Raw genomic sequence first — 23,885 nt, 5'->3', positions numbered from 1 at the left:
CGAACGCCCGTGGGAGCGGGGCGCCGCATTACAATGTCGGCCATGACGCAAACAGTGCTCCTCGCCATCGATACGTCGACCGAATACTGCTCGGTCGCGCTGCTGCGCTCGGCTTCGGCCGATGCCGCCGTTTCCACCCCGCAAGCCTGGGTCCGCCACGAACTGACGGGCGCCGTGTCGAGCACGCGCGTGCTGCCGGCGATCCAGGAACTCTTCGCCGAATCCGGGCTGACGCTCGCCGACTGCGACGCGATCGCGTTCGGCGCGGGGCCGGGTTCGTTCACGGGCCTGCGCACCGCGACCGGCATCGCGCAGGGTCTCGCGTTCGGGCGCGGCCTGCCGGTCGTGCCGATCGGCACGCTGCTCGCGTGCGCCGAGCATGCGCGGCTGCGCACGCCCGGCACGACGCGCGTGCTCGCCGCGCTCGACGCGCGGATGGACGAAGCCTACTGGGCCGATTTCGCGTGGGACGACGCGGCCGGCGACTGGCGCACGCTGCATCCGGCCGCGCTCGACGCGCCGGACGCCGTCGGCGTGCCCGAAGCGCCGTTCACGCTCGCCGGCAATGCGGCGGCCGCGTTCGGCGCGCAGTTGCCGGCCACCGCGCGCGCGGCGGCGATCGACGGCGAGGCGCTGCCGCACGCGCTGGCGGTCGCGCATGCCGCGCTGCGCGCGTTCCGCGCCGGGCGCGCGGTGCCGGCCGACCAGGCCGCGCCCGAATACGTGCGCGACAAGGTCGCGCAGACGACGGCCGAGCGCATCGCGGCGCGCGCCGCGCAGACGGGCGGGGCGCAGTCATGACCGGCGTGCTGCTGAGCGACCGCTATCTGTCGCCGATGACGGATGCCGATCTCGATGAAGTCGTCGCGATCGAGCAGGCCGCCTACGAATTCCCGTGGAGCCGCGGCAATTTCGAGGATTCGCTGCGCAACGGCTATTTCGGCGTGTGCCTGCGGCACGTGACGGGCGCGCTCGTCGGCTATTGCGTGCTGATGCCGGTGATCGACGAGATGCATCTGCTGAACCTGTGCGTCGCGCCGGCCGTGCAGCGCTCGGGCGCGGGCCTCGCGCTGTTGCGCGAGGCGGTGCGCATTTCGCGCGCGGAACGGCTCGACGGCGTGCTGCTCGAGGTGCGGCCGTCCAATCCGCGTGCGATCCAGCTGTACGAGCGCTTCGGCTTCGTGACGATCGGGCGGCGCAAGAACTATTACCCGGCGCGGCATCGCAGCCGCGAGGACGCGATCGTGATGCGTCTGACGCTGAACAAGGATGAAGGGGGCGCGCATGGCGTGGACTGAAGCGGCGCTCGAGGAAATGGGTCTTGCGCAGATCTGGGTGCGGCGCGGGCAGCGTGCGGATGGCGAAACCGGGGTGGCCGACGCAGGCGCGGTGAGCGCGACCGCGGCGCTGCAGGCCGATGTCGTCGCCGACGGCGGGGCTGCCGTTGCGGCCGCAACGACCGCCCGACAGCCGCGACCGGCAGCCGCGCAATCGGATCGCGCGCCGGACCGCGACGCTGGCGCGACGCCGGCTGATGCACCCCGGGGCGCGGTCTCCGCCCGCGTGCCGGCCGATGCGCCGCCGCAGGCCGCCGCGCCGGCATCCGACGCCATGCGACGCGATGCAGCCGACGCGGCAGCCCATCGCGAACTTGCCGACGCGCGCGCGTCGGCGCAGCGCCAGCCCGCCGCATCCACGGAGCCGATGCCGCCGGCTCTCGACGCACCGCCCGCCGCCGAAGACGATTTCGCGTGGTTCGACGCCGCGCCGCCGGGCGACCCGGTTGCGCCGGCCGAATCGCGCGCCGCGCAAACGCCGGTCGCGATGCTCGACTGGGATGCGCTCGCCGCGCGCGTCGCGGACTGTACGCGCTGCCGTCTGTGCGAGAAGCGGACCAACACCGTGTTCGGCGTCGGCGATCGCGAGGCGGACTGGATGCTGGTCGGCGAAGCGCCGGGCGAGAACGAGGACAAGCAGGGCGAGCCGTTCGTCGGCCAGGCCGGCAAGCTGCTCGACAACATGCTGCGCTCGCTGTCGCTCGAGCGTGGCCGCAACGTCTATATCGCGAACGTGATCAAGTGCCGGCCGCCCGGCAACCGCAATCCGGAGCCGGACGAGGTCGCGCGCTGCGAGCCGTACCTGCAGCGCCAGGTCGCGCTCGTGAAGCCGAAGCTGATCGTCGCGCTCGGCCGCTTCGCCGCGCAGACGCTGCTGAAGACGGACGCGAGCATCGCGTCGCTGCGCGGCCGCGTGCATGCGTACGAAGGCGTGCCGGTGATCGTCACCTACCATCCCGCCTACCTGCTGCGCAGCCTGCAGGACAAGTCGAAGGCGTGGGCCGACCTGTGCCTCGCGCGCGACACGTTCGGCGCGGCGGCGGGCGCCGACGCGCAACAGCCGGCGGGGCAATGACGGCCCGCGCGGCGTTCGCGTTCGTCGACACGCTGCGCGACGCCGCAGTCCGCGATCTGGCGTGGCTCCTCGCGAGCCCGAGCCTGCTCGCCGCGGCGCCGGGAGCGCCGCTCGCGCAGCCGTGGTCGGACGCCGCCGAACGGGCCGCCGTCGAAGCGTGGCTGGCAGCGCTCGACGCCGCACCGGCGCCGCTGCACCGCGCGCTCGACGGGCTGCGGCCGGTGCGCCTCGGCCGCTATGCCGAATGCCTGCTCGAATATTTCCTGACGCATGGCCCGTCGCTGCGGCTTGTCGCGGCGAACCTGCCGCTGCGCAGCAACGGCCAGACGCTCGGCGAAGTCGACTTTCTCGTCGATGCGCCAGACGGACGGCGCCTGCATTGGGAACTGGCGGTGAAGTGCTATCTGTGCGCGCCGGTGCATGCGGGCGCGGCGCTGGCCGATTTCGTCGGGCCGAATCTCGTCGACCGGCTCGATCGCAAGCGCAGCCGGCTCATCGACCATCAGCTGCGGCTGAGCAGCCGCAACGGCTTCACGCTGCTCGGCTACGGCGCGCTGTCCGCTGCGCAGATGTTCGTGAAGGGCTGGCTGTTCTATCCGCACGGCGCGACATGGCCGCCGGTGTCCGCCGAAATCGCGCCCGATCATCCGCGCGGTTTCTGGCTCACGCATGCGCAGTGGCCGGACTGGGCAGCGGCGCAACCGGCCGGCGCGGCGTGGAGCGTGCTGCAGCGGCTCGCGTGGCTTGCGCCGCGGCGGATCGCCGCGCATGCCGATGCGCTTCCCGAACCGCTGTCGGCCGCGCGCGCGTTGCCGCCGGTACTGGGCGCGCGCCAGCCGCCCGCGCTGATCGGCGTCTATGAACCGTGCGACGACGGGACGTGGCGCGAGACGGCGCGCGGCTTCGTCGTCCCGGACGACTGGCCCGCGCGGGCACAGGCGTTCGCGGCGCAGCTCGCCTGAGCTTGCGTCAGCCGCGGCCGCCTGCCGCGTTTACCACCAGCGATGGAAATGATGGACAGGGCCGACGCCGTGGCCGACGTCGAGGCGCCCGCTCGCGGCAATCGCGCCGGTCAGGTAGGTTTTCGCGGCGCGCACCGCGCTTTCGAGATCGGGGTGCTGCGGCAGCAGCGCGGCGATCGCCGACGACAGCGTGCAGCCGGTGCCGTGCGTATTGCTGACGGGCACGCGCGGACCGTCGAGGCGCACGGTGTGCGCCGCTTCCACGAGCCAGTCGGGGCTCGCGGCCGCGTCGGGCAGATGGCCGCCTTTCATCAGCACGGCACGCGCGCCCGTTTGCAGCAGCGCGCGGCCTTGCCGGACCATCTCGTTCTCCGTCGTCGCGGGCGTGTCGCCGAGCAGCGCGGCCGCTTCGGGCAGGTTCGGCGTGACGACCGTCGCGAGCGGCAGCAGCGCGTCGCGCAGCGCGTCGACCGCGTCCGGCGCGAGCAGCGCGTGCGCGCTTTTCGAGATCATCACCGTGTCGAGCACGACGAAGCGGGGCGCGTAACGCCGCAGCGCGTCGGCGACCGCGTGCACGATCGAGGCGTTCGCGAGCATGCCGATCTTGACCGCGTCGATGCGGATGTCGTCGAACACCGCGTCGAGCTGCGCGGTCACGAACGCGGGTTCGGGCGCATGCACGCCGGTCACGCCGCGCGTATTCTGCGCGGTCAGCGCGGTGATCACGCTCGCGCCGTAGGCGCCGAGTGCGGAGAACGTCTTCAGGTCGGCCTGGATGCCTGCGCCGCCGCCGGAGTCGGAGCCGGCGATCGTCAGGACGTTGGGTATCGGGTGCGTCATGATGGCAGGGCGCCGCTTCGGGGAGCGGCGCCGACGGACGGGAACGGGAAGTGTAGCGTCAGTGCTTCGACTCGCCGATCAGCGCGACCGCGTCGAACTGACGCTGGTTCGCCTGGTGGCGGCGCATCACGAGCCACATCGTCAGGCACACGAAGGTGCCGAACAGCACGATCACGACGCCGACCGGCACGTCGAGCCACACCAGCACCGCATACAGGCACAGCATCACGAGCACCGACAGGTTCTCGTTGAAGTTCTGCACCGCGATCGAGTGGCCGGCCGACAGCAGCACGTGGCCGCGATGCTGCAGCAGCGCGTTCATGGGCACCACGAAGTAGCCCGACAGCGCGCCGACGCACATCAGGAAGATGTACGCGACGATCAGGTACACCGGCACGCGCATGTGGCCGAAGTGCACGGCCCAGTGCGGCGGGAACAGGTCGCGCGTGTAGAACGCCATCAGCATCACCGCGATACCCATCATGATGCCGACGGGCAGCACGGTCAGCGACTTCTTCAGCGGGATCTGGGCCGCCGCCGCGACCGCGCCGCCCGCGACGCCGACCGCGACCACGGCCTGCAGCAGCGCGCCTTCCGACAGCGACATGCCGAGCGATACCTCGGCCCATTTCAGCACGATGAACTGCAGCGTCGCGCCCGCGCCCCAGAACAGCGTCGTGACCGCGAGCGAGATCTGGCCGAGCCGGTCGCGCCAGAGCACCATGAAGCAGTCGGCGAAGTCGGTGACGAGCTTGACCGGGCCGCGTTCCTGCTTCGGGTAGCGGGCGCCGGTATCGGGGATGCGCAGGTTGAACAGCGCGGCGATCACGTAGATCGACAGGATCACCGCGATCGCGGCTTCAGCCGGCGTATTGATCCATGCGGGCGTGTGCGCGATCACGTGCGACGCGATGTGCGGGCTGATCAGCGCGCCGCCGAGCACGGTGCCGAGGATGATCGAGCTGACGGTCGTGCCTTCGATCCAGCCGTTCGCGGCGACCAGGCGATCGGCCGGCAGCAGCTCGGTCAGAATGCCGTACTTCGCGGGCGAGTAGGCAGCCGCGCCGAAGCCGACGATCCCGTAGGCGATCAGCGGGTGCGCGCCGAACAGCATGATCAGGCAGCCGGCCACCTTGATCGAGTTGGTGATGAACATCACGCGGCCCTTCGGGCGCGAATCCGCGAAGGCGCCGACGAACGCGGCGAGCACGACATAGGACAGCACGAAGAACAGCTTGAGGAGCGGGATCATCCAGTTCGGTGCGTGGAGATCCTTCAGCAGGGCAATGGCGGCGATGAGGAGCGCACTGTCGGCCAGCGACGAGAAAAACTGCGCGGCCATGATGGTGTAAAAACCTTTTTTCATCTGATGCGATGCTTTCGTCGCTGCGGCTTGGCCGCGTAGGCCGCCTGGTATGCGATCGGCTTATTCCGTTCGAAATGGGTTGTGCGCACGGCTTTATAACACGAAAATACGGCAATTCGGACTAGCAAGATTCCCCGATCGTTCCGCAAATTGTCGGCTTCGGTGCTCAAAAGGCGCGGTAAGCTGATGATTCGCAAGCGTCTTTACGTAAATTTCCCATGCCGCGCCCGATCTCCGCCACCATCCACACCGCCGCTCTCGCGAACAATCTCTCCGTCGTCCGCCGCCATGCCGGCCCGTCCAAGGTCTGGGCGGTCGTCAAGGCCAACGCGTACGGCCACGGTCTCGCGCGCGCGTTTCCCGGCCTGCGCGGCACCGACGGCTTCGGGCTGCTCGACCTCGACGAGGCCGTCAAGCTGCGCGAGCTCGGCTGGGCCGGCCCGATCCTGCTGCTCGAAGGGTTCTTCCGCTCGACCGACATCGACGTGATCGATCGCTACAGCCTGACGACGACCGTCCACAACGACGAGCAGATGCGGATGCTGGAAACGGCCCGGCTGTCGAAGCCCGTCAACGTGCAGCTGAAGATGAACAGCGGGATGAACCGGCTCGGCTATGCGCCGGAAAAATACCGCGCTGCGTGGGAGCGGGCCCGCGCGTGCCCCGGCATCGGCCAGATCACGTTGATGACCCATTTTTCGGATGCCGACAACGAGCGCGGCGTCGCCGAGCAGCTTGCGACCTTCGAGCGCGGCGCGGCGAGCATCGCCGGCGCACGCAGCCTCGCGAACTCGGCGGCCGTGCTGTGGCATCCGGACACGCACTTCGACTGGGTGCGGCCGGGCATCGTGCTGTATGGCGCGTCGCCGTCCGGGCTGTCGTCCGATATCGCGGACACCGGCCTGAAGCCCGCGATGACGCTCGCGTCCGAGCTGATCGCGGTGCAGACGATCGGCAAGGGGCAGGCGATCGGCTACGGCTCGACCTTCTCCACGCAGGCGCCGATGCGGATCGGCGTCGTCGCGTGCGGCTACGCGGACGGCTATCCGCGCGTCGCGCCCGAAGGCACGCCGGTGATCGTCGACGGCATCCGCACGCGGATCGTCGGCCGCGTGTCGATGGACATGATCACCGTCGACCTGACGCCGTGCCCGCAGGCCGGCGTCGGCGCGCGCGTCGAGCTGTGGGGCAACGCGCTGTCGATCGACGACGTCGCGCGTCATTGCGGGACGATCGGCTACGAGCTGATGTGCGCGGTCGCGGCCCGCGTGCCGGTGCGCGCGGAATAAGGGTAGTGCGCGTGGCCAAACAGAAAACCGTATACGTCTGCAGCGAATGCGGCGGACAGACCCCGAAGTGGCAGGGGCAGTGCCCGTCCTGCCAGGCCTGGAACACGCTCGTCGAGTCGGTCGCCGAGTCGCCTGCCGCGCATCGCTTCCAGTCGCTTGCGAAACGCGCGCCGGTGCAGCGTCTTGCCGACATCGAGGCGGCCGACGTGCCGCGCTTCTCGACCGGCATCGGCGAATTCGACCGCGTGCTCGGCGGCGGGCTCGTGCCGGGCGGGGTCGTGCTGATCGGCGGCGACCCGGGCATCGGCAAGTCGACGCTGCTGCTGCAGTCGCTTGCCGACATCGCGAGCGAGCGGCGCGCGCTCTATATCAGCGGCGAGGAATCGGCCGCGCAGATCGCGTTGCGCGCGCAACGGCTCGCGCTGCTCGACGGTGGCGCGCCGGCGGCCGAACTGAAGCTGCTCGCCGAGATCCAGCTCGAGAAGATCCAGGCCGCGATCGACGCGGAGCGGCCCGACGTGGCCGTCATCGACTCGATCCAGACCGTCTATTCGGACGCACTCACGTCGGCGCCCGGCTCGGTCGCGCAGGTGCGTGAGTGCGCGGCGCAGCTCACGCGCATCGCGAAGCAGTCGGGCACCGCGATCATCATGGTCGGGCACGTGACGAAGGAGGGCAACCTTGCCGGTCCGCGCGTGCTCGAGCACATCGTCGACACGGTGCTGTACTTCGAAGGCGACACGCATTCGTCGTTCCGGCTCGTGCGGGCGTTCAAGAACCGCTTCGGCGCGGTCAACGAACTCGGCGTGTTCGCGATGACCGAGCGCGGGCTGCGCGGCGTCGCGAATCCGTCGGCGCTGTTCCTGTCGCAGCACGAGCAGGTCGTGCCGGGCTCGTGCGTGCTCGTCACGCAGGAGGGCACGCGCCCGCTGCTGGTCGAGGTCCAGGCGCTGGTCGACACGGCCCATGTGCCGAACCCGCGCCGGCTCGCGGTCGGCCTCGAACAGAACCGGCTCGCGATGCTGCTGGCGGTGCTGCACCGGCACGCGGGCATCGCCTGCTTCGACCAGGACGTGTTCCTGAACGCGGTCGGCGGCGTGAAGATCACGGAGCCGGCGGCCGATCTCGCGGTGCTGCTCGCGATCCACTCGTCGATGCGCAACAAGGCGCTGCCGAAGGGGCTGATCGTGTTCGGCGAAGTGGGGCTGGCGGGCGAGATCCGGCCGTCCCCGCGCGGGCAGGAACGGCTGCGCGAGGCGGCGAAGCTCGGTTTCACGATCGCGCTGATTCCGAAGGCGAATGCACCGAAGCAGGCGATCGAGGGGCTGAAGGTGATGGCCGTCGAGCGGCTCGAGCAGGCGATCGACAGCGTGCGCGATCTCGAATGAACGACGAGGCCGGCGCTTACCCGGCACCGGTCTCGCGATCTGTCGCGTAATTCGCTGTAAAGAATATGTAGGCTGATGTAACCCGCCGGACATTGCTTTTCCCTATCCTTTGCCGGATTGTCGAACCGCGCATCGTGAAGGGAAGCTATGTTGAAATCGTATGGGCAGGCGCCGGACGCACGCGTGTACAACCTGCGCGGCTGCCGCGTGTCAGAGCCGATCCGCCAGCCGTGGGGCGGCGGATGCCGGATCGTCGAGTGGATCGATTCGGAAGGGCGGCTGGCGCGCCGCGTCGTGTCGGAGCACGTGACCGAGGCGGAAGTCGCCGCGGCGATCCGCCGGCCGACCGAAGGGCGCCGGCATTTGATGGGCGACGACGAGCAGATGCCGCGCGATACGCTGCCGCGGCGCTGAGCCGGCGGCCGACGGGCCGCGAACGAGATACAGCAGGCCGGGACGATGTGCCCGGCCTTGTCGCATCTGGCGGGGTGGCGGCGCTTCGCGGTGCGGTGCGCGCGCGGAAATGCCGCAACGGCGGCGCGTCTTGACCGGCGCGGCTCGGCCAGCCGCTCGCGCGCGCTCGCTCGCGCTCAGCCGATCTGCTCGAGTTCCTCCTGCGCGGCGAGCCAGTCCGCCTCGATCGTTTCGAGCCGCGCGTTGACGTCGCCGAGCGTACGGATCGCGTCGGTCAGTTCGGTCTTGCGCGCGGGTTCGTAGCTTGCCGGATCGGCGACGAACGCATCAAGGCGCGCCTTCTGCGCGTGCAGCGCGTCCATTTCCTTTTCGAGCTTCGTGATGCGTGTCTGCAGCGGCTTCTTCAGCTGCGACAGGCGCTGCCGTTCCTCGGCCGCCTGTCGCTTCTGGTCCTTGCGGTTGACGGCCGGGCCGGCGCCGGACTCGGCCGCGCCGTCGGCCTTCGCGGCCGCGCGCTGCTCGGCCGCATGCTGCAGCAGCCAGTCGCGGTAATCGTCGAGGTCGCCGTCGAACGGCTGCAGCCGGTGCTTCGCGACGAGCATGAACTGGTCGGTCGTCGCGCGCAGCAGATGGCGGTCGTGCGACACGAGGATCAGCGTGCCGTCGAACTGCGCGAGCGCCATCGTCAGCGCGTGGCGCGTTTCGAGATCGAGGTGGTTGGTCGGTTCGTCGAGCAGCAGCAGGTTCGGCTTCTGCCAGATGATCAGCGCGAGCGCGAGACGCGCCTTTTCGCCGCCCGAGAACGGGCCGACCGGGCTCGTCGCCATGTCGCCCGAGAAGTTGAAGCCGCCGAGGAAGTCGCGCAGCTCCTGCTCGCGCGTGTCGGGCGCGAGCCGCGCGAGATGCGCGAGCGGCGAATCGTCCTCGCGCAGCGTCTCGAGCTGATGCTGCGCGAAATAGCCGATCGTCAGCCCCTTGCCTTCGCGCACCTGCCCCGACAGCGGCGCGAGCGTGCCGGCCAGCGTCTTGATCAGCGTCGACTTGCCCTGGCCGTTCGCGCCGAGCAGGCCGATGCGCTGCCCGTTCTGGATCGACAGCGCGACGCGCTCGACGATCGGGATTTCCGCGCCGTCGTCGGCACGGTAGCCGCAGCGGACGTCTTCCATCACCATCATCGGGTTCGGCGCGGCGTCGGGCGTGCGGAACTCGAACGTGAACGGCGACGCGACGTGCGCGGGCGCGATCAGCTCCATCTTCTCGAGCGCCTTCATCCGGCTCTGCGCCTGCCGGGCCTTGGTCGCCTTGGCCTTGAAGCGGTCGATGAAGCTCTGCAGGTGCGCGACCGTCTTCTGCTGCTTTTCGTAGGCGCTTTGCTGCAGCGCGAGCTGCTGCGCGCGCAGCACTTCGAACTGCGAGTAGTTGCCGCCGTAGCGCTTCACCTGGCGGTTCTCGAGATGCAGCGTGACGTTGCAGATCGAGTCGAGGAATTCGCGATCGTGCGAGATCACGACGAGCGTGCCGGGGTAGCGGTGCAGCCAGTCTTCCAGCCAGACGATCGCGTCGAGGTCGAGGTGGTTGGTCGGTTCGTCGAGCAGCAGCAGGTCGGAGCGGCACATCAGCGCCTGCGCGAGGTTCAGGCGCATGCGCCAGCCGCCGGAGAAGCTCGCGACGCTCTCGCGCGTCTGCGCGAGCGTGAAGCCGAGGCCGAGCAGCAGCGCCTCGCCGCGCGCGGGCGCGGTGTAGCCGTCGGCGTCGGCGAATGCCGCGTGCGCTTCGGCCTCGGCCGCGCCGTCATGGGCGGCCGACGCGGCGGCGATGCGCGCCTCGATCTCGCGCAGCGCGGCGTCGCCGTCGAGCGTGTAGTCGAGCGCGGAGCGATCGACGGCCGGCGTTTCCTGCGACACATGGGCGATCCGCCACGACGGCGGCATCGAGAAATCGCCGGCGTCGGCGTGCAGCTCGCCGCGCAGGACCGCGAACAGCGTCGACTTGCCGGCGCCGTTCGCGCCGATCAGGCCGGCCTTCTCGCCGGGATTGAGCACGAACGACGCCGAGTCGAACAGCGGCTTGGTGCCGCGCGCAAGGCTGAACTGATTGAAACGGATCACGGCGGAAATGACTGGCCAAAACCGCTATTCTAGACCGCGCGCCGTGCGCGCACGCATCGGCCGTCCGGCAGATGCCGCACCGGCGCGATTTCGCCTAGACTCCCCGTCGATCCGGTTTCGAAAAAGGAGTATCCGATGTCCACCCTGTATTCGTTCAGCGCGCAGACGCTCGCCGGTGCGCCGGCGTCGCTCGATGCCTATCGCGGCAAGGTGCTGCTGATCGTCAATACCGCGAGCGAGTGCGGTTTCACGCCGCAGTACGCGGGGCTGCAGAAGCTGTACGACCAGTACGCGACGCGCGGCTTCTTCGTGCTCGGTTTTCCGTGCAACCAGTTCGGCAAGCAGGAACCCGGCGACGCCGCGCAGATCGGCGCGTTCTGCGAGCGCAATTACGGCGTCACGTTTCCGATGTTCGCGAAGATCGACGTGAAGGGCGAGCACGCGCATCCGCTGTACCGCTACCTGACCGACGAGGCGCCCGGCATCCTCGGCCTGAAGGCGATCAAATGGAATTTCACGAAGTTCCTGATCGACCGCGACGGGCGCATCGTCAAGCGCTATGCGCCGTCGACCAAGCCCGAGGAGATCGCCGCGGATATCGAAAAGCTGCTGTGACGGCGGGGCCGGGCGCCATCGCGCGGCCCGCGTCGCCACCCGCCGCTACAGAATCGGCGCAAATAACCGCGCGACGTGCATCGCGATCCGGCGCCACGCGGGCGATTGCCGGTATTCGTTCATGTCGACCTCGTACGCCTGCGCGAAGTCGGCGTCGAGCATTGCTTCGACTTCGTCGGCGAACGCGCGGTCGACGGTCAGCACCATGATCTCGAAGTTGAGCCGGAACGACCGGTTGTCGAGGTTCGCGCTGCCGATCGCGGCCGCGATACGGTCGACCAGCACGACTTTCTGGTGCAGGAAGCCCGGCCGGTAGCGGAACACCTTGACGCCGGCCTCGACGAGGTCGCGCGCGTAGAGCTTCGACGCCTCGAACACGACGTAGTGATCGCGCCGGCTCGGGATCAGGATGCGCACGTCGACACCGCGCATCACCGCGAGCTTCAGCGCCGCGATCACGGCTTCGTCCGGTACCAGATACGGCGTGGTGATCCATACCCGCTCGCGCGCCGCATTGATCGCCTCGACGAAGAACAGCGAGCCGGTCTCCTGCTTGTCGGCCGGCCCCATCGGCACCGCGAGGCAGTGCATGCCGTCGCCGGGCAGCGCGGCCGGCGGCGGGGCGAGTGGCGGCAGGTTCTGGGTCGCCCAGTGCCAGTCTTCCGCGAACACGTACTGGATGCTCGCGACGACGGGCCCGCGTATCTCGATGTGGGTGTCGCGCCACGGCGACAGGCGCGGCTTCGCGCCGAGATACTCGACGCCGACGTTGTGGCCGCCGACGAACGCGCGGTTGCCGTCGACGACGACGATCTTGCGGTGATTGCGGAAATTGAGCTGGAAGCGGTTGACGAACTTGCGGTTGGTCGCGAACGGATGGACTTCCACGCCGCCCCGGCGCAGCGTGTCGACGTAGCTGTGCGGCAGATCGAAGCTGCCGATGCTGTCGTACAGCAGATAGCAGCGCACGCCGGCCGCCGCGCGCGCGAGCAGCGCGTCACGCAGCATCTGGCCGAGCGCGTCGTCGCGCACGATGAAGAACTGGACGATCACGTAGTCGCGCGCGGCGTCGATCGCCGACAGGATCGCCGAGAACGTCGCGTCGCCGTTGACGAGCGTGCGCACCGCGTTGCCGCCGACGAACGGCATGCCGCCGAGCCGCGTGAGCGCAAGCACCGCCGACCGGCCGAGTGCGTCGCCGGCCGGCCCGTCGGTTGCGTCCGCATCGAGCCACGGCGCACGCGGCGTGTGCGTGCGCAGCGCTTCCGTCTCGTGGCGGCGCGCGTCGACGTAGCCGGAGAACTTGCTGCGGCCGAGGAACAGGTAGGGGATGAGCGTCAGGTACGGCATCGCGGCGAGCGAGACCGCCCATGCGATCGCGCCTTGCGAGGTGCGCGTGTTCAGGATCGCGTGGCATGCCGCGATGATCCCGAGCACGTGGACGGCCAGGATCAGCGTGCCGAGGTGTAGCCAGTCGAGGGTCATAGGCGCGTGACGGACTCCTGAAATCGTGCGGCGCGGCGGCCGCTTACGCGCATCTTACCCAACCGTGCGGCGCAGCGGTGTGCTGCGCCGCACGCAACGGTGCCGGCGCCCGTCAGGCCTTGCGGGGCAGGTCCGATGCCTGGATCAGGAACACGCTGTCTTCGCCCGCGCTGGTGGGCAGCCATGTGAGCTCGAGGCCGCCGAACGCGGCTTCGACGTGTTCGCGCTCGTTGCCGATTTCGACGACGAGCACGCCGTCGTCATGCAGCCAGCGGTGCGCGTCGGCGACGATGCGGCGCACGATGTCCATCCCGTCGTCGCCGCCGGCCAGCGCCATCTCGGGCTCGTGCCGGTATTCGGGCGGCAGCGCGGCCATCGACGCGGCATTCACGTACGGCGGGTTGGTCAGGATCACGTCGTAGCGCGCGTCGGGTTCGGCGCGGAACGCGGGCAGCGGCGCGTAAAGGTCGCCGCGGTGCAGCGTGATGCGGTCGTCGAGGCCGTAGTCGTGCACGTTGATCGCGGCGACTTCGAGCGCCTTGTCGGACAGGTCGACCGCGTCGATCTCGGCGTTCGGGAACGCGCTCGCCGCGAGGATCGCGAGGCAGCCGGAGCCCGTGCACAGTTCGAGCACCGCGCCGACCTGCTCGGGATCGGCAACATACGGCTGTAGCCCGTCGTCGAGCAGTTCGCCGATGAACGAGCGCGGCACGATCACGCGCTCGTCGACGTAGAAGCGGTGGCCGTGCATCCACGCTTCGTGCGTGAGGTAGGCGGCCGGCACGCGCTCGGTCGCGCGCCGTTCGATCACGGCGAGCACGGCCTCGATCTCGTCGGGCAGCAGGCGCGCGTCGAGGAACGGCTCGAGCGTGTCGAGCGGCAGGTCGAGCGTGCGCAGCACCAGGTAGGCCGCTTCGTCGTACGCGTTGTCCGAACCGTGGCCGAACGCGAGCTTCGCCTTGGAGAAGCGCGTGACCGCGTAGCGCAGCAGGTCGCGAACGGTTGCAAAAGGTGTCGTCATGCGAGGCTCCGTCAGGCGATCAGTTGTTCAAGCACGCGGCGGTACACGTTCTTCAGCGGGTCGATGAAGCGCAACTCGATGTGCTCGTCGATCTTGTGAATGCTGCCGTTCGGCGGGCCGAACTCGATCACCTGCGGGCAGATGCGCGCGATGAAGCGGCCGTCCGAGGTGCCGCCCGTCGTCGACAGCTCGGTCGTGAGGCCCGTCTCGGCGTGGATCGCATTCGACAGCGCGTTCGACAGCTCGCCGCGCGGCGTCAGGAACGGCAGGCCGCTCACCGACCACTTCAGCGTGTAGTCGAGGCCGTGCTTGTCGAGGATCGCGTGCACGCGCGCCTGCAGGCCTTCGACCGTGCTGGCCGTCGAGAAGCGGAAGTTGAACAGCAGCTCGGCGTGGCCGGGAATCACGTTGGTCGCGCCGGTGCCCGCGTGCAGGTTCGACACCTGCCAGGTGGTCGGCGGGAAGTATTCGTTGCCTTCGTCCCACCGTTCGGCGGCGAGCTCGGCCAGCGCCGGCGCGAGCAGGTGGATCGGGTTCTTCGCGAGATGCGGATACGCGATGTGGCCCTGCACGCCCTTGACGATCAGCTCGCCCGACATCGAGCCGCGGCGGCCGTTCTTGACGACGTCGCCGAGCTCGGCGGTCGACGTCGGCTCGCCGACGATGCAGTAGTCGACGCGTTCGCCGCGCGCCTCGAGCAGTTCGACGACCTTCACGGTGCCGTCGGTGGCCGGGCCTTCCTCGTCGCTCGTGATCAGGAACGCGATCGCGCCGCGGTGGCCGGGATGCGCGGCGACGAATTCCTCGGCGGCGACGACGAATGCCGCGAGCGAGGTCTTCATGTCGGCCGCGCCGCGGCCGTACAGCTTGCCGTCGCGATGCGCGGGGATGAACGGCGGCGAAGTCCACTGCTCGAGCGGGCCGGTCGGCACGACGTCGGTGTGGCCCGCGAACGCGAGCAGCTTGCCGTCGCGGCCGTCGGCGCCGCGCTTGACGGCCCACAGGTTGGTCACGCCGTGCGACGCGATGGTCTCGCATGCGAAACCGAGCGCGGCGAGGCGCTCGGTCATGATCTGCTGGCAATGCTGGTCGTCCGGCGTGACGGACGCGCGGGCGATCAGTTGTTCGGTAAGGGCTAGGGTGGCGGACATGGTTCGGACCACTTTCGATAAAAAATGCCGGCGCGGTGGCCGGCAGCGATGAGACGTCGGGCGCTGCGAGAACACACGCCGCGCCGCGCGGGCGCCGCTACGCGGCGAACAGCGCCGCGTACTGGTCGGCCGCGAAGCCGAGCGATTTCACGCGACCGTTGACGACGAGCACGGGGCGCTTGATGACCGACGGCTTGTGGATCATCAGCGCGACCGCGCCGGCCTGCGTTTCCGCGGCGGCCTTCATGGCGTCGTCGAGGCCGCGCCACGTGGTGCCGCGCTTGTTGACGAGCGCGTCGAGCGAGACGTCCTTCAGCCAGTCCTCGATCAGCGGCGCGCTGACGCCGGCCTTCTTGAAATCGTGGAACTCGAACTCGACGCCGTGATCGTCGAGCCACACACGGGCTTTCTTCACGGTGTCGCAGTTCGGAATGCCGTAGACGACCACGGTGCGCGGCTTGGCCATCAGTCGCCTCGCAGCAGCTCGTTCAGGCCGACCTTCGCGCGCGTCTTCGCGTCGACCTTCTTGACGATCACCGCGCAGTACAGGCTGTGCGTGCCGTCCTTCGACGGCAGGTTGCCCGCGACCACGACCGAGCCGGCCGGGATGCGGCCGTAGCTGACTTCGCCGGTTTCGCGATCGTAGATCTTGGTGCTCTGGCCGAGGTACACGCCCATCGAGATCACCGAGTTTTCCTCGACGATCACGCCTTCGACGACTTCCGAGCGCGCGCCGATGAAGCAGTTGTCCTCGATGATGACGGGGTTCGCCTGCAGCGGCTCGAGCACGCCGCCGATGCCGACGCCGCCCGACAGGTGCACGTTCTTGCCGATCTGCGCGCACGAGCCGACCGTGGCCCACGTGTCGACCATCGTGCCTTCGTCCACGTAGGCGCCGATGTTCGTGTACGACGGCATCAGCACGACGTTCTTCGCGATGAACGAGCCGCGGCGCGCGATCGCCGGCGGCACGACGCGGAAGCCGCCCGCGGCGAAGTCTTCGGCCGTGTAGTTCGCGAACTTCGACGGCACCTTGTCGTAGAACTGCGAGTAGCCGCCGGCCGGCATCGGCGCGTTGTCCTCCAGGCGGAACGACAGCAGCACGGCCTTCTTCAGCCACTGGTGCACGGTCCAGTTGCTGTCGATTTTCTCGGCGACGCGCAGCGCACCCTTGTCGAGTTGCTCGATCGCGTGAGCGACGGCTTCGCGGACTTCGGCGGGCGCGGCCTTCGGCGACAGCTCGGCGCGGTTTTCCCAGGCGGTATCGATGATTTGCTGAAGTTGTTGCGACATGTTCGTTTTCGCAGGAGATGGATGGAATTGATCGGGAAGGACGATTACCGCGCGAGACCGCGGCAGAAATCGACGATGCGTTGCGCGCCCTCGACGCATTCGGGGGTGCCCGCGACGAGCGCGATCCGGATGAAATCGCGGCCCGGATTCGTGCCGTGCGCGTCGCGCGCCAGGTACGAGCCGGGCAGAACCGTCACATTATAGTCGGCGTACAGGCGGCGGGCGAACTCGGTGTCCGACAGGCCGGTGCGCGCGACGTTCGCCCACAGGTAGAACGCGGCGTCCGGCAGCTTCACGTCGATCACGTCGGCGAGCATCGGCGTCACGGTGTTGAATTTCTGCAGATACAGCGCGCGGTTCTCGCGCACGTGCGCCTCGTCGTTCCACGCGGCGATGCTCGCGTGCTGCCACACGGGCGACAGCGCCGCGCCGTGGTACGTGCGGTACAGCAGGAATTTCTTCAGCAGCGCCGCGTCGCCGGCGACGAAGCCCGAGCGCATGCCCGGCACGTTCGAGCGCTTCGACAGGCTCGACAGCATCACCAGGCGCTCGAAGCCGCGGCCGAGGCGGTGCGCGGCCTCGAGGCCGCCGAGCGGCGGCGCGGCCTCGTCGAAGTAGATTTCCGAATAGCACTCGTCGGACGCGATCACGAAGCCGTGGCGGTCCGACAGCGCGAACAGCTCGCGCCAGTCGTCGAGCGTCAGCACCGCGCCGGTCGGGTTGCCGGGCGAGCAGACGTACAGCAGCTGGGTGCGCGCCCAGACTTCGTCGGGCACGGCCGCGTAGTCGCACGCGAAGTTGCGGGCCGGATCGCTGTTCGCGAAGTAGGGCTCGGCGCCGGCCAGCAGCGCCGCGCCTTCGTAAATTTGATAGAACGGATTCGGACAGAGTACGATCGCTTTCTTGCCGCTTTCGGCCGGACGCGCGTCGATCACCGTCTGCGCGAGCGAGAACAGCGCCTCGCGCGATCCCGACACGGGCAGCACCTGCGTGGCCGCGTCGATCGCCGGCAGCCCGTAGCGGCGTTCGAGCCAGCGTGCGATCGACGTGCGCAGCGCGTCCGAGCCGGCCGTGGCCGGATACGCGGCGAGGCCGTCGAGCGCGGCCACCACCGCGTCGCGGATCAGCGCCGGGGTCGGATGCTTGGGCTCGCCGATGCCGAAGCTGATCGGTTTCAGGCCGGCCTGGGGTGTCACGTCCTTGAACAGGGCGCGCAGCTTTTCGAAGGGATAGGGCTGGAGCGAGTCGAGTCGAGGGTTCACGGGCGAAGCGGCCATCGCGGCCGGTTGGAGCGAAAGGAGCGGCGGCGCGCCGCGCGGCTGCGAACGGGCGCCGGCGGCGCGCGAGTCGCAGCCGACGATTATAACGTGACGGAATGCGGTCACGGCCTGCCGGAACGGCGGCCGGCCGGACGAATAAAGGGTATCGAACCAAATGAATAACGCGGTACGCGGCAGCCTGCCGACACTGGCGATCCTGATCGGCGCTTCGGTATGGGGCCTGATCTGGTATCCGCTGCGGATCCTCGCGTCGCTCGGCGTGACGGGCACGCTGGCGAGCGCGCTGACGAGCGTCGTCGCGTTCCTGTTCGTGATCGTCGCGCGGCACCGCACCATCGCGACGCTGCGCTGGCACTGGGTGCTGCCCGGGATCGCGGTGACGGCCGGCGTGACGAACCTCGGCTTCGTATGGGGCACGATCCACGGCGAGGTGCTGCGCGTGATGCTGCTGTTCTACCTGACGCCCGCGTGGACCGCGATCTATGCGCACTTCCTGCTGCGCGAGCGGCTGACCTGGGCCGGCGCCGGGCTCGCGGCGCTGTCGATCGGCGGCGCGATGCTGATGCTGTGGTCGCCGCAGCTCGGCATGCCGCTGCCGGCCAACCCGGCCGAATGGGCGGGGCTGGCCGCCGGGCTGAGCTTCGCGATGAGCAACGTGCTGGTGATCAAGGCGAGCCGCGAGCTGCCGGAGATGCGCGCCGAGATGCGCACCGCGACGCTGTTCGGCGGCGCGGCCGTGTTCGGCGCGGTCGCGTCGCTGTTCGAAGGGCTGCCGGCCGTGCCGGCGGGCGGCCAGCTCGGCGTCGCAGCGCTGATCGTCGTCGCGATCGGCGTGACGATGGCGTCGAACAACCTGCTGGTGCAGTACGGGCTTGCGCGCGTGCCGGCCAACCGCGCGTCGATCATCATGCTGTTCGAGATCGTGATCACCGCGCTGTCGGCGTGGGTGTTCGCGCACGAGCTGCCGAGCGCGCGCGAGTGGGCGGGCGGTGCGTGCATCGTGCTCGCGACGCTGCTGTCGAGCCGGGTCCACCGCTCGGCGCCCGCGCAGGGCAAACCCGGCGACGGTCAGGACGGCGCACGCGCGATGGTATGATTGAAGCCGTTTGCGGGGCCCAACGCTTGAGTGCGCGGCCCCGTTTTTGAATTCCGGAGGCGCGCGGCGCGAACGGGCCGTCAGGTCCGGCGTCGCGCGCCGCTGTTCGTTTCACCTCTTCTTCACATCCGATACCGCCGTGCGTCTGAGCTCGATCAAACTCGCTGGCTTCAAATCCTTCGTCGATCCCACGCATTTCCAGGTTCCGGGCCAGCTTGTCGGCGTGGTCGGCCCGAACGGGTGCGGCAAGTCCAACATCATCGACGCCGTGCGCTGGGTGCTCGGCGAGTCGCGTGCCTCCGAGCTGCGCGGCGAGTCGATGCAGGACGTGATCTTCAACGGCTCGACCGCCCGCAAGCCCGGCAGCCGGGCGAGCGTCGAGCTGATCTTCGACAACTCCGACGGCCGCGCGGCCGGGCAGTGGGGCCAGTATGGCGAGATCGCCGTGAAGCGCGTGCTGACGCGCGACGGCACGTCGAGCTACTACATCAACAACCTGCCGGCGCGCCGCCGCGACATCCAGGACATCTTCCTCGGCACCGGCCTCGGCCCGCGCGCGTACGCGATCATCGGACAGGGCATGATCGCGCGGATCATCGAGGCGAAGCCCGAGGAGCTGCGCGTGTTCCTCGAGGAAGCCGCGGGCGTGTCGAAGTACAAGGAGCGCCGCCGCGAGACCGAGAACCGCCTGCACGACACGCGCGAGAACCTGACGCGCGTCGAGGACATCATCCGCGAGCTCGGCGCGAACCTCGAGAAGCTCGAGGCGCAGGCGGTCGTTGCGACCAGGTACAAGGAACTCGTCGCCGACGGCGAGGAGAAGCAGCGCCTGCTGTGGCTGCTGCGCAAGAACGAGGCCGCCGGCGAGCAGCAAAAGCAGCAGCGCGCGATCGAGCAGGCGCAGATCGACCTCGAGGCGCAGACCGCGAAGCTGCGCGAAGTCGAGTCGCAGCTCGAGACGCTGCGCGTCGCGCACTACGCGGCGAGCGACGCGATGCAGGGCGCACAGGGCGCGCTGTACGAGGCGAACGCCGAAGTCAGCCGCCTCGAGGCGGAGATCAAGTTCATCGTCGAATCGCGCAACCGCGTGCAGGCGCAGATCGCCGCGCTGAACGCGCAGCGCGAGCAGTGGCGCGCGCAGGCCGAGAAGTCGCAGGACGAACTCGAGGCAGCCGAAGAGGCGCGCGCGATGGCCGACGAGAAGGCCGCGCTCGCCGAAGACGACGCAGCGGCCAAGCACGACGCGCTGCCGGCGCTCGAGGCGAAGTGGCGCGATGCGCAAGCGCAGCTCAACGACGAGCGCGCGCGGATCGCGCAGACCGAACAGTCGCTTAAGCTCGAGGCCGCGCACCAGCGCAACGCCGACCAGCAGCTGCAGCAGCTGCAGCAGCGTCACGAACGGCTGAAGGCCGAAGCGGGCGGGCTCGACGCGCCGGACGAGGCGCAGCTCGAGGAACTGCGCATGCAGCTCGCCGAGCAGGAGGAAATCCTGGCCGAAGCGCAGGCGCGCCTCGCCGACGCGCAGGAGACGGTGCCGCGCCTCGACGGCGAGCGCCGCGCCGCGCAGGAGCGCGTGCAGGCCGAAAGCGCGCAGATCCACCAGCTCGAGGCGCGCCTCGCCGCACTGAAGCAGCTGCAGGAAAACGTGCAGACGGAAGGCAAGGTGCAGCCGTGGCTCGACAAGCACGAGCTCGGCGCGCTGCCGCGTCTGTGGAAGAAGCTGCACGTCGAGCCGGGCTGGGAAGCGGCGCTCGAAGCGGTGCTGCGCGAGCGCCTCGCCGCGCTCGAGGTGTCGAATCTCGACTGGGTGAAGGCGTTCGCGACCGACGCGCCGCCCGCGAAGCTCGCGTTCTACGCGCCGCCGGCCGCCGGCGAGCCGGCCGCGGCGGTGTCCGGGCTGCGCCCCGTGCTGTCGCTGGTGCGCATCGACGATGCGGGCATCCGTGCGGTGCTGAACGACTGGCTCGGCAACGTGTACGTCGCCGACGACGTCGCGCAGGCGCTCGCGACGCGCACGCAGCTGCCGGCAGGCGGCGCGTTCGTCGTGAAGGCCGGCCATATCGTCACGCGCGTCGGCGTGCAGCTGTACGCGGCCGATTCGGAGCAGGCCGGGATGCTGGCCCGCCAGCAGGAAATCGAGAACCTGACGCGCCAGGTGCGCGCGCAGGCGCTGCTCGCCGACGAGGCGCGCACCGCGGCGGTGCGCGCCGAAGCCGCGCATACGCAGGCCACGCAGGCGCTCGGCGACGTGCGTGCGCAGGCCGAACGCGCGACGCAGCGCGTGCATGCGCTGCAGATGGACGTGCTGAAGCTCGCGCAGGCGCACGAACGCTACACGCAGCGCAGCACGCAGATCCGCGAGGAACTCGAGGAAATCGGCGCGCAGATCGACGAGCAGCGCGCGCTGCGCGCGGAGTCAGAAGCGAATTTCGAGCGCTTCGACGGCGAGCTCGCGGAATTGCAGGCGCGCTTCGAGGACAACCAGCTCGCGTTCGAGGCGCTCGACGAGTCGCTGACGCAGGCGCGCCAGCAGGCGCGCGATCTCGAGCGCGGCGCGAACGACGCCCGCTTCGCCGCGCGCAACGCGGCGACCCGGATCGACGAGCTGAAGCGCAGCATCCAGGTCGCACACGAGCAGAGCGAGCGGGTCGCAGCATCGTTGGAAGACGCGCGCGCCGAACTCGAGACGATCAACGAGCAGACCGCGCACACGGGGCTGCAGGACGCGCTCGAGATTCGCGCGGTGAAGGAGGAGGCGCTGCAGGCCGCACGCATCGAGCTCGACGACCTGACGTCGAAGCTGCGTGCGTCGGACGAGCAGCGCCTGGTCGCCGAGCGTTCGCTGCAACCGCTGCGCGACCGCATCACCGAGCTGCAGCTGAAGGAGCAGGCCGCGCGCCTGTCCGTCGAGCAGTTCGCCGAGCAGCTCGCGGCGGCCGAGGTCGACGAGGCAGCGCTGCGCGAGAAGCTGACGCCGGACCTGAAGCCATCGTACCTGCAGGGCGAGGTCACGCGCCTGAACAACGCGATCAATGCGCTCGGCCCGGTGAACATGGCCGCGCTCGACGAGCTGAAGGCCGCGAGCGAGCGCAAGGTGTTCCTCGACGCGCAGTCGGCCGACCTGACCGACGCGATCACGACGCTCGAGGACGCGATCCACAAGATCGACCAGGAAACCCGCACGCTGCTGCAGGGAACCTTCGACGAGGTCAACCGTCATTTCAGCGATCTGTTCCCGCGCCTGTTCGGCGGCGGGCAGGCGAAGCTGATCATGACGGGCGACGAGATTCTCGATGCCGGCGTGCAGGTGATGGCGCAGCCGCCCGGCAAGAAGAACGCGACGATTCACCTGCTGTCGGGCGGCGAGAAGGCGCTGACGGCCACCGCGCTGGTGTTCGCGATGTTCCAGCTGAACCCGGCGCCGTTCTGTCTGCTCGACGAGGTCGACGCGCCGCTCGACGACGCGAACACCGAGCGTTTCGCGAATCTGGTGCGCGCGATGTCCGACAAGACGCAGTTCCTGTTCATTTCGCACAACAAGATCGCGATGGAGATGGCGCAGCAGCTGATCGGCGTGACGATGCAGGAGCAGGGCGTGTCGCGGATCGTCGCGGTGGACATGGAAACCGCCGCGGGTTTTGCCCAGAATTGACGTTTGACGAAACCGGACCGCGGGCGCGCGGCGCATGGGCGCCCGTTCGCGGATCCGATCAGAAGAATTGCTGATGGAGCGTGCATGGACGAGTTGACACTCGGTTTGATCGGCGCGGGCGCCGTCGTGGTGGGCGGCGTCGTGGTCTACAACGCATGGCAGGGCGCGAAGGTGCGGCGCAGGATGCCGCGGCCGATGCCGGAAGAGGCGGCGGAGGCGATGAATCGCCCTGAGCGCGACGAGGACCGGCCGTTCATCGAGCCGGTTCGCCAGCCCGTGCGGCGCGAGCCCGCCGCGCCTGCGGCCGCCGGCAGCGCGCCGGTCGAAGCCGCGCGCGTCGAGCCGACGTTCGGCGGCGCCGCGCCGGCCGACACGCCGGCTGACCTGCAGGCCGAGGCGACGGGCAGCGACGTGCCGGTCGATACGGCCGAACCGGCCGCGGCCGAGTCGACGCATTCGGTCGAGCCGGCCGAATCGACGGAACCGGCCGCCGACGGCGAAAGCGCGGCACCGGCGGAGCAGCCGGCATCGGCCGGCTCCGCCGAGCGTGCCGAGCCGGTGCTGCCGGCCGCGACGACGATTTCGTCGGCGCCGCCGACCGTCGTCGATCGCCGCATCGACTGCATCGTGCCGATCCGCCTCGGCGCGCCGCTGCCGGGCGACAAGATCCTGCCCGTCGCGCAGCGGCTGCGCCGCGCGGGCAGCAAGCCGGTGCATATCGAAGGCAAGCCGGAGGGCGGCCACTGGGAACTGCTGCAAAACGGCGTGCGCTACGAGGAACTGCGTGCGGCCGCCCAGCTCGCGAACCGCAGCGGCGCGCTGAACGAACTCGAGTTCTCCGAATTCGTGACGGGCGTCCAGCAGTTCGCCGACGCGATCGACGGCGCGCCCGAATTCCCGGACATGATGGAAACCGTCGCGATGGCGCGCGAACTCGACGGCTTCGCGGCGCAGTGCGACGCGCAACTGTCGATCAACGTGATGTCGGACGGCGCGCCGTGGTCGGCGAACTACGTGCAGGCCGTCGCATCGCAGGACGGGCTGCTGCTGTCGCGCGACGGCACGCGCTTCGTGAAGCTCGACGCGAAGCAGAACCCGGTGTTCATGCTGCAGTTCGGCGACACGAACTTCCTGCGCGACGACCTGACGTACAAGGGCGGCAACATGATCACGCTGGTGCTCGACGTGCCGGTCGCCGAAGAGGACATCCTGCCGTTCCGGCTGATGTGCGATTACGCGAAGTCGCTGTCCGAGCGGATCGGCGCGCGCGTCGTCGACGACTCGCGCCGGCCGCTGCCGGAGTCGACGCTGCTCGCGATCGAGCAGCAGCTGATGAAGCTGTACGCGAAGCTCGAGCAGGCGGGCATTCCGGCCGGTTCGCCGGTCACGCGCCGCCTCTTCAGCCAGTAACGCGAACGCGCGGGCGGCGGGCTTCGGCCGGCGTTGCCCGCGACTGCGCCGAACCGCGCATGCGGCACTGCAACGAGCCTTGCGCGTGCCGATTGCGCGCCCC

At 69.5% G+C, this 23,885-nt stretch carries 20 protein-coding genes; 11 read left to right on the top strand and 9 right to left on the bottom strand.

Annotated features, from left to right (window positions below; translation table 11 throughout):
- Positions 1-33: 33 nt before the first annotated feature.
- The 4 genes from tsaB to BST28156_RS03455 are packed head-to-tail and all read left to right on the top strand — an operon-like array spanning position 34 to position 3,374.
- A complete protein-coding gene (gene tsaB / locus BST28156_RS03470) occupies positions 34-801 on the top strand; it encodes a tRNA (adenosine(37)-N6)-threonylcarbamoyltransferase complex dimerization subunit type 1 TsaB (protein ID WP_174901490.1) in 768 nt (255 codons plus the stop codon).
- Complete coding sequence (rimI, locus tag BST28156_RS03465; RefSeq protein WP_060239958.1) at positions 798-1,298, top strand: ribosomal protein S18-alanine N-acetyltransferase; 501 nt, start codon at positions 798-800, stop codon at positions 1,296-1,298. Before tsaB ends, rimI begins: the two co-directional genes overlap by 4 nt.
- Positions 1,285-2,412 carry a uracil-DNA glycosylase gene (locus BST28156_RS03460; protein ID WP_174901489.1) on the top strand — a complete coding sequence of 376 codons (1,128 nt, stop codon included), beginning with the start codon at positions 1,285-1,287 and terminating at the stop codon, positions 2,410-2,412. Before rimI ends, BST28156_RS03460 begins: the two co-directional genes overlap by 14 nt.
- Complete coding sequence (locus BST28156_RS03455; RefSeq protein WP_174901488.1) at positions 2,409-3,374, top strand: DUF1853 family protein; 966 nt, start codon at positions 2,409-2,411, stop codon at positions 3,372-3,374. Before BST28156_RS03460 ends, BST28156_RS03455 begins: the two co-directional genes overlap by 4 nt.
- A gap of 30 nt (positions 3,375-3,404) precedes the next feature.
- Here BST28156_RS03455 and thiD read toward each other — a convergent pair whose 3' ends face one another.
- Both thiD and lplT read right to left on the bottom strand, forming a co-directional pair.
- Positions 3,405-4,214, bottom strand: a complete 810-nt coding sequence (thiD, locus tag BST28156_RS03450) for a bifunctional hydroxymethylpyrimidine kinase/phosphomethylpyrimidine kinase (RefSeq protein ID WP_060239963.1) — start codon at positions 4,212-4,214, stop codon at positions 3,405-3,407.
- 58 nt (positions 4,215-4,272) lie between these two features.
- Positions 4,273-5,580: a lysophospholipid transporter LplT gene (gene lplT / locus BST28156_RS03445; protein ID WP_060239966.1), complete on the bottom strand. Its 1,308-nt coding sequence runs from the start codon at positions 5,578-5,580 to the stop codon at positions 4,273-4,275.
- 218 nt (positions 5,581-5,798) lie between these two features.
- On the opposite strand from lplT, the gene alr reads away from it, so the two are divergent.
- The 3 genes from alr to BST28156_RS03430 all read left to right on the top strand — a co-directional run bounded on the left by alr (position 5,799) and on the right by BST28156_RS03430 (position 8,671).
- Entirely contained in the window at positions 5,799-6,869 is a 1,071-nt protein-coding gene (gene alr / locus BST28156_RS03440; protein ID WP_060239969.1) for an alanine racemase, read from the top strand.
- Between the two features lie 11 nt (positions 6,870-6,880).
- Positions 6,881-8,257 (top strand): DNA repair protein RadA, encoded by a 1,377-nt coding sequence (radA, locus tag BST28156_RS03435; RefSeq protein WP_009690110.1) that lies wholly within the window; start codon positions 6,881-6,883, stop codon positions 8,255-8,257.
- A 147-nt stretch (positions 8,258-8,404) separates the two neighbouring features.
- Complete coding sequence (locus BST28156_RS03430; protein WP_060239971.1) at positions 8,405-8,671, top strand: DUF2866 domain-containing protein; 267 nt, start codon at positions 8,405-8,407, stop codon at positions 8,669-8,671.
- A 176-nt stretch (positions 8,672-8,847) separates the two neighbouring features.
- Here the strand turns inward: BST28156_RS03430 and BST28156_RS03425 are convergent, their stop codons facing one another.
- Positions 8,848-10,779, bottom strand: a complete 1,932-nt coding sequence (locus BST28156_RS03425; RefSeq protein WP_174901487.1) for an ATP-binding cassette domain-containing protein — start codon at positions 10,777-10,779, stop codon at positions 8,848-8,850.
- A gap of 135 nt (positions 10,780-10,914) precedes the next feature.
- Between BST28156_RS03425 and BST28156_RS03420 the strand changes: the two genes are divergently transcribed.
- Entirely contained in the window at positions 10,915-11,394 is a 480-nt protein-coding gene (locus tag BST28156_RS03420) for a glutathione peroxidase (protein WP_060239975.1), read from the top strand.
- A gap of 45 nt (positions 11,395-11,439) precedes the next feature.
- Here BST28156_RS03420 and cls read toward each other — a convergent pair whose 3' ends face one another.
- The 6 genes from cls to dapC form a co-directional block, all read right to left on the bottom strand.
- The gene (gene cls / locus BST28156_RS03415) at positions 11,440-12,879 is read right to left on the bottom strand and encodes a cardiolipin synthase (protein WP_174901486.1); all 1,440 of its coding nucleotides are present in this window, start codon (positions 12,877-12,879) and stop codon (positions 11,440-11,442) included.
- Between the two features lie 112 nt (positions 12,880-12,991).
- Positions 12,992-13,900 (bottom strand): 50S ribosomal protein L3 N(5)-glutamine methyltransferase, encoded by a 909-nt coding sequence (gene prmB / locus BST28156_RS03410; RefSeq protein WP_060239981.1) that lies wholly within the window; start codon positions 13,898-13,900, stop codon positions 12,992-12,994.
- A gap of 11 nt (positions 13,901-13,911) precedes the next feature.
- Positions 13,912-15,051 (bottom strand): succinyl-diaminopimelate desuccinylase, encoded by a 1,140-nt coding sequence (dapE, locus tag BST28156_RS03405; protein ID WP_009695702.1) that lies wholly within the window; start codon positions 15,049-15,051, stop codon positions 13,912-13,914.
- A 97-nt stretch (positions 15,052-15,148) separates the two neighbouring features.
- Positions 15,149-15,517: an ArsC family reductase gene (locus tag BST28156_RS03400; protein WP_009695701.1), complete on the bottom strand. Its 369-nt coding sequence runs from the start codon at positions 15,515-15,517 to the stop codon at positions 15,149-15,151.
- On the bottom strand, positions 15,517-16,344 hold the full coding sequence (gene dapD, locus BST28156_RS03395; protein WP_174901485.1) for a 2,3,4,5-tetrahydropyridine-2,6-dicarboxylate N-succinyltransferase: 828 nt from the start codon (positions 16,342-16,344) through the stop codon (positions 15,517-15,519). Before dapD ends, BST28156_RS03400 begins: the two co-directional genes overlap by 1 nt.
- Before the next feature lie 44 nt (positions 16,345-16,388).
- Positions 16,389-17,621, bottom strand: a complete 1,233-nt coding sequence (gene dapC, locus BST28156_RS03390) for a succinyldiaminopimelate transaminase (RefSeq protein WP_174901484.1) — start codon at positions 17,619-17,621, stop codon at positions 16,389-16,391.
- Between the two features lie 157 nt (positions 17,622-17,778).
- Between dapC and BST28156_RS03385 the strand changes: the two genes are divergently transcribed.
- From BST28156_RS03385 to BST28156_RS03375, 3 genes are all read left to right on the top strand, one after another.
- Entirely contained in the window at positions 17,779-18,720 is a 942-nt protein-coding gene (locus BST28156_RS03385) for a DMT family transporter (RefSeq protein WP_059481221.1), read from the top strand.
- Between the two features lie 139 nt (positions 18,721-18,859).
- Positions 18,860-22,372, top strand: coding sequence for a chromosome segregation protein SMC (smc, locus tag BST28156_RS03380; RefSeq protein ID WP_174901483.1), 3,513 nt, complete (start codon positions 18,860-18,862; stop codon positions 22,370-22,372).
- Between the two features lie 84 nt (positions 22,373-22,456).
- Positions 22,457-23,782 (top strand): cell division protein ZipA C-terminal FtsZ-binding domain-containing protein, encoded by a 1,326-nt coding sequence (locus BST28156_RS03375; RefSeq protein WP_174901482.1) that lies wholly within the window; start codon positions 22,457-22,459, stop codon positions 23,780-23,782.
- Positions 23,783-23,885 lie beyond the last annotated feature (103 nt).

The organism is Burkholderia pseudomultivorans (genome assembly GCF_902499075.1).
In the GTDB taxonomy this organism is placed as follows: domain Bacteria; phylum Pseudomonadota; class Gammaproteobacteria; order Burkholderiales; family Burkholderiaceae; genus Burkholderia; species Burkholderia pseudomultivorans.
The sequence above is the reverse complement of the archived record's forward strand: the minus strand, read 5'-3'. Positions and strand labels throughout refer to the sequence as shown.

What these genes read in the sequence shown, in the direction of transcription:
- prmB (WP_060239981.1), bottom strand. Translation starts at nt 13,900, where the DNA reads ATGACGACACCTTTTGCAACCGTTCGCGACCTGCTGCGCTACGCGGTC.
- dapD (WP_174901485.1), bottom strand. Translation starts at nt 16,344, where the DNA reads ATGTCGCAACAACTTCAGCAAATCATCGATACCGCCTGGGAAAACCGC.
- rimI (WP_060239958.1), top strand. Translation starts at nt 798, where the DNA reads ATGACCGGCGTGCTGCTGAGCGACCGCTATCTGTCGCCGATGACGGAT.
- BST28156_RS03375 (WP_174901482.1), top strand. Translation starts at nt 22,457, where the DNA reads ATGGACGAGTTGACACTCGGTTTGATCGGCGCGGGCGCCGTCGTGGTG.
- tsaB (WP_174901490.1), top strand. Translation starts at nt 34, where the DNA reads ATGTCGGCCATGACGCAAACAGTGCTCCTCGCCATCGATACGTCGACC.
- BST28156_RS03430 (WP_060239971.1), top strand. Translation starts at nt 8,405, where the DNA reads ATGTTGAAATCGTATGGGCAGGCGCCGGACGCACGCGTGTACAACCTG.
- BST28156_RS03385 (WP_059481221.1), top strand. Translation starts at nt 17,779, where the DNA reads ATGAATAACGCGGTACGCGGCAGCCTGCCGACACTGGCGATCCTGATC.
- alr (WP_060239969.1), top strand. Translation starts at nt 5,799, where the DNA reads ATGCCGCGCCCGATCTCCGCCACCATCCACACCGCCGCTCTCGCGAAC.
- BST28156_RS03455 (WP_174901488.1), top strand. Translation starts at nt 2,409, where the DNA reads ATGACGGCCCGCGCGGCGTTCGCGTTCGTCGACACGCTGCGCGACGCC.
- dapE (WP_009695702.1), bottom strand. Translation starts at nt 15,051, where the DNA reads ATGTCCGCCACCCTAGCCCTTACCGAACAACTGATCGCCCGCGCGTCC.
- lplT (WP_060239966.1), bottom strand. Translation starts at nt 5,580, where the DNA reads ATGAAAAAAGGTTTTTACACCATCATGGCCGCGCAGTTTTTCTCGTCG.
- dapC (WP_174901484.1), bottom strand. Translation starts at nt 17,621, where the DNA reads ATGGCCGCTTCGCCCGTGAACCCTCGACTCGACTCGCTCCAGCCCTAT.
- BST28156_RS03460 (WP_174901489.1), top strand. Translation starts at nt 1,285, where the DNA reads ATGGCGTGGACTGAAGCGGCGCTCGAGGAAATGGGTCTTGCGCAGATC.
- BST28156_RS03420 (WP_060239975.1), top strand. Translation starts at nt 10,915, where the DNA reads ATGTCCACCCTGTATTCGTTCAGCGCGCAGACGCTCGCCGGTGCGCCG.
- BST28156_RS03400 (WP_009695701.1), bottom strand. Translation starts at nt 15,517, where the DNA reads ATGGCCAAGCCGCGCACCGTGGTCGTCTACGGCATTCCGAACTGCGAC.
- thiD (WP_060239963.1), bottom strand. Translation starts at nt 4,214, where the DNA reads ATGACGCACCCGATACCCAACGTCCTGACGATCGCCGGCTCCGACTCC.
- cls (WP_174901486.1), bottom strand. Translation starts at nt 12,879, where the DNA reads ATGACCCTCGACTGGCTACACCTCGGCACGCTGATCCTGGCCGTCCAC.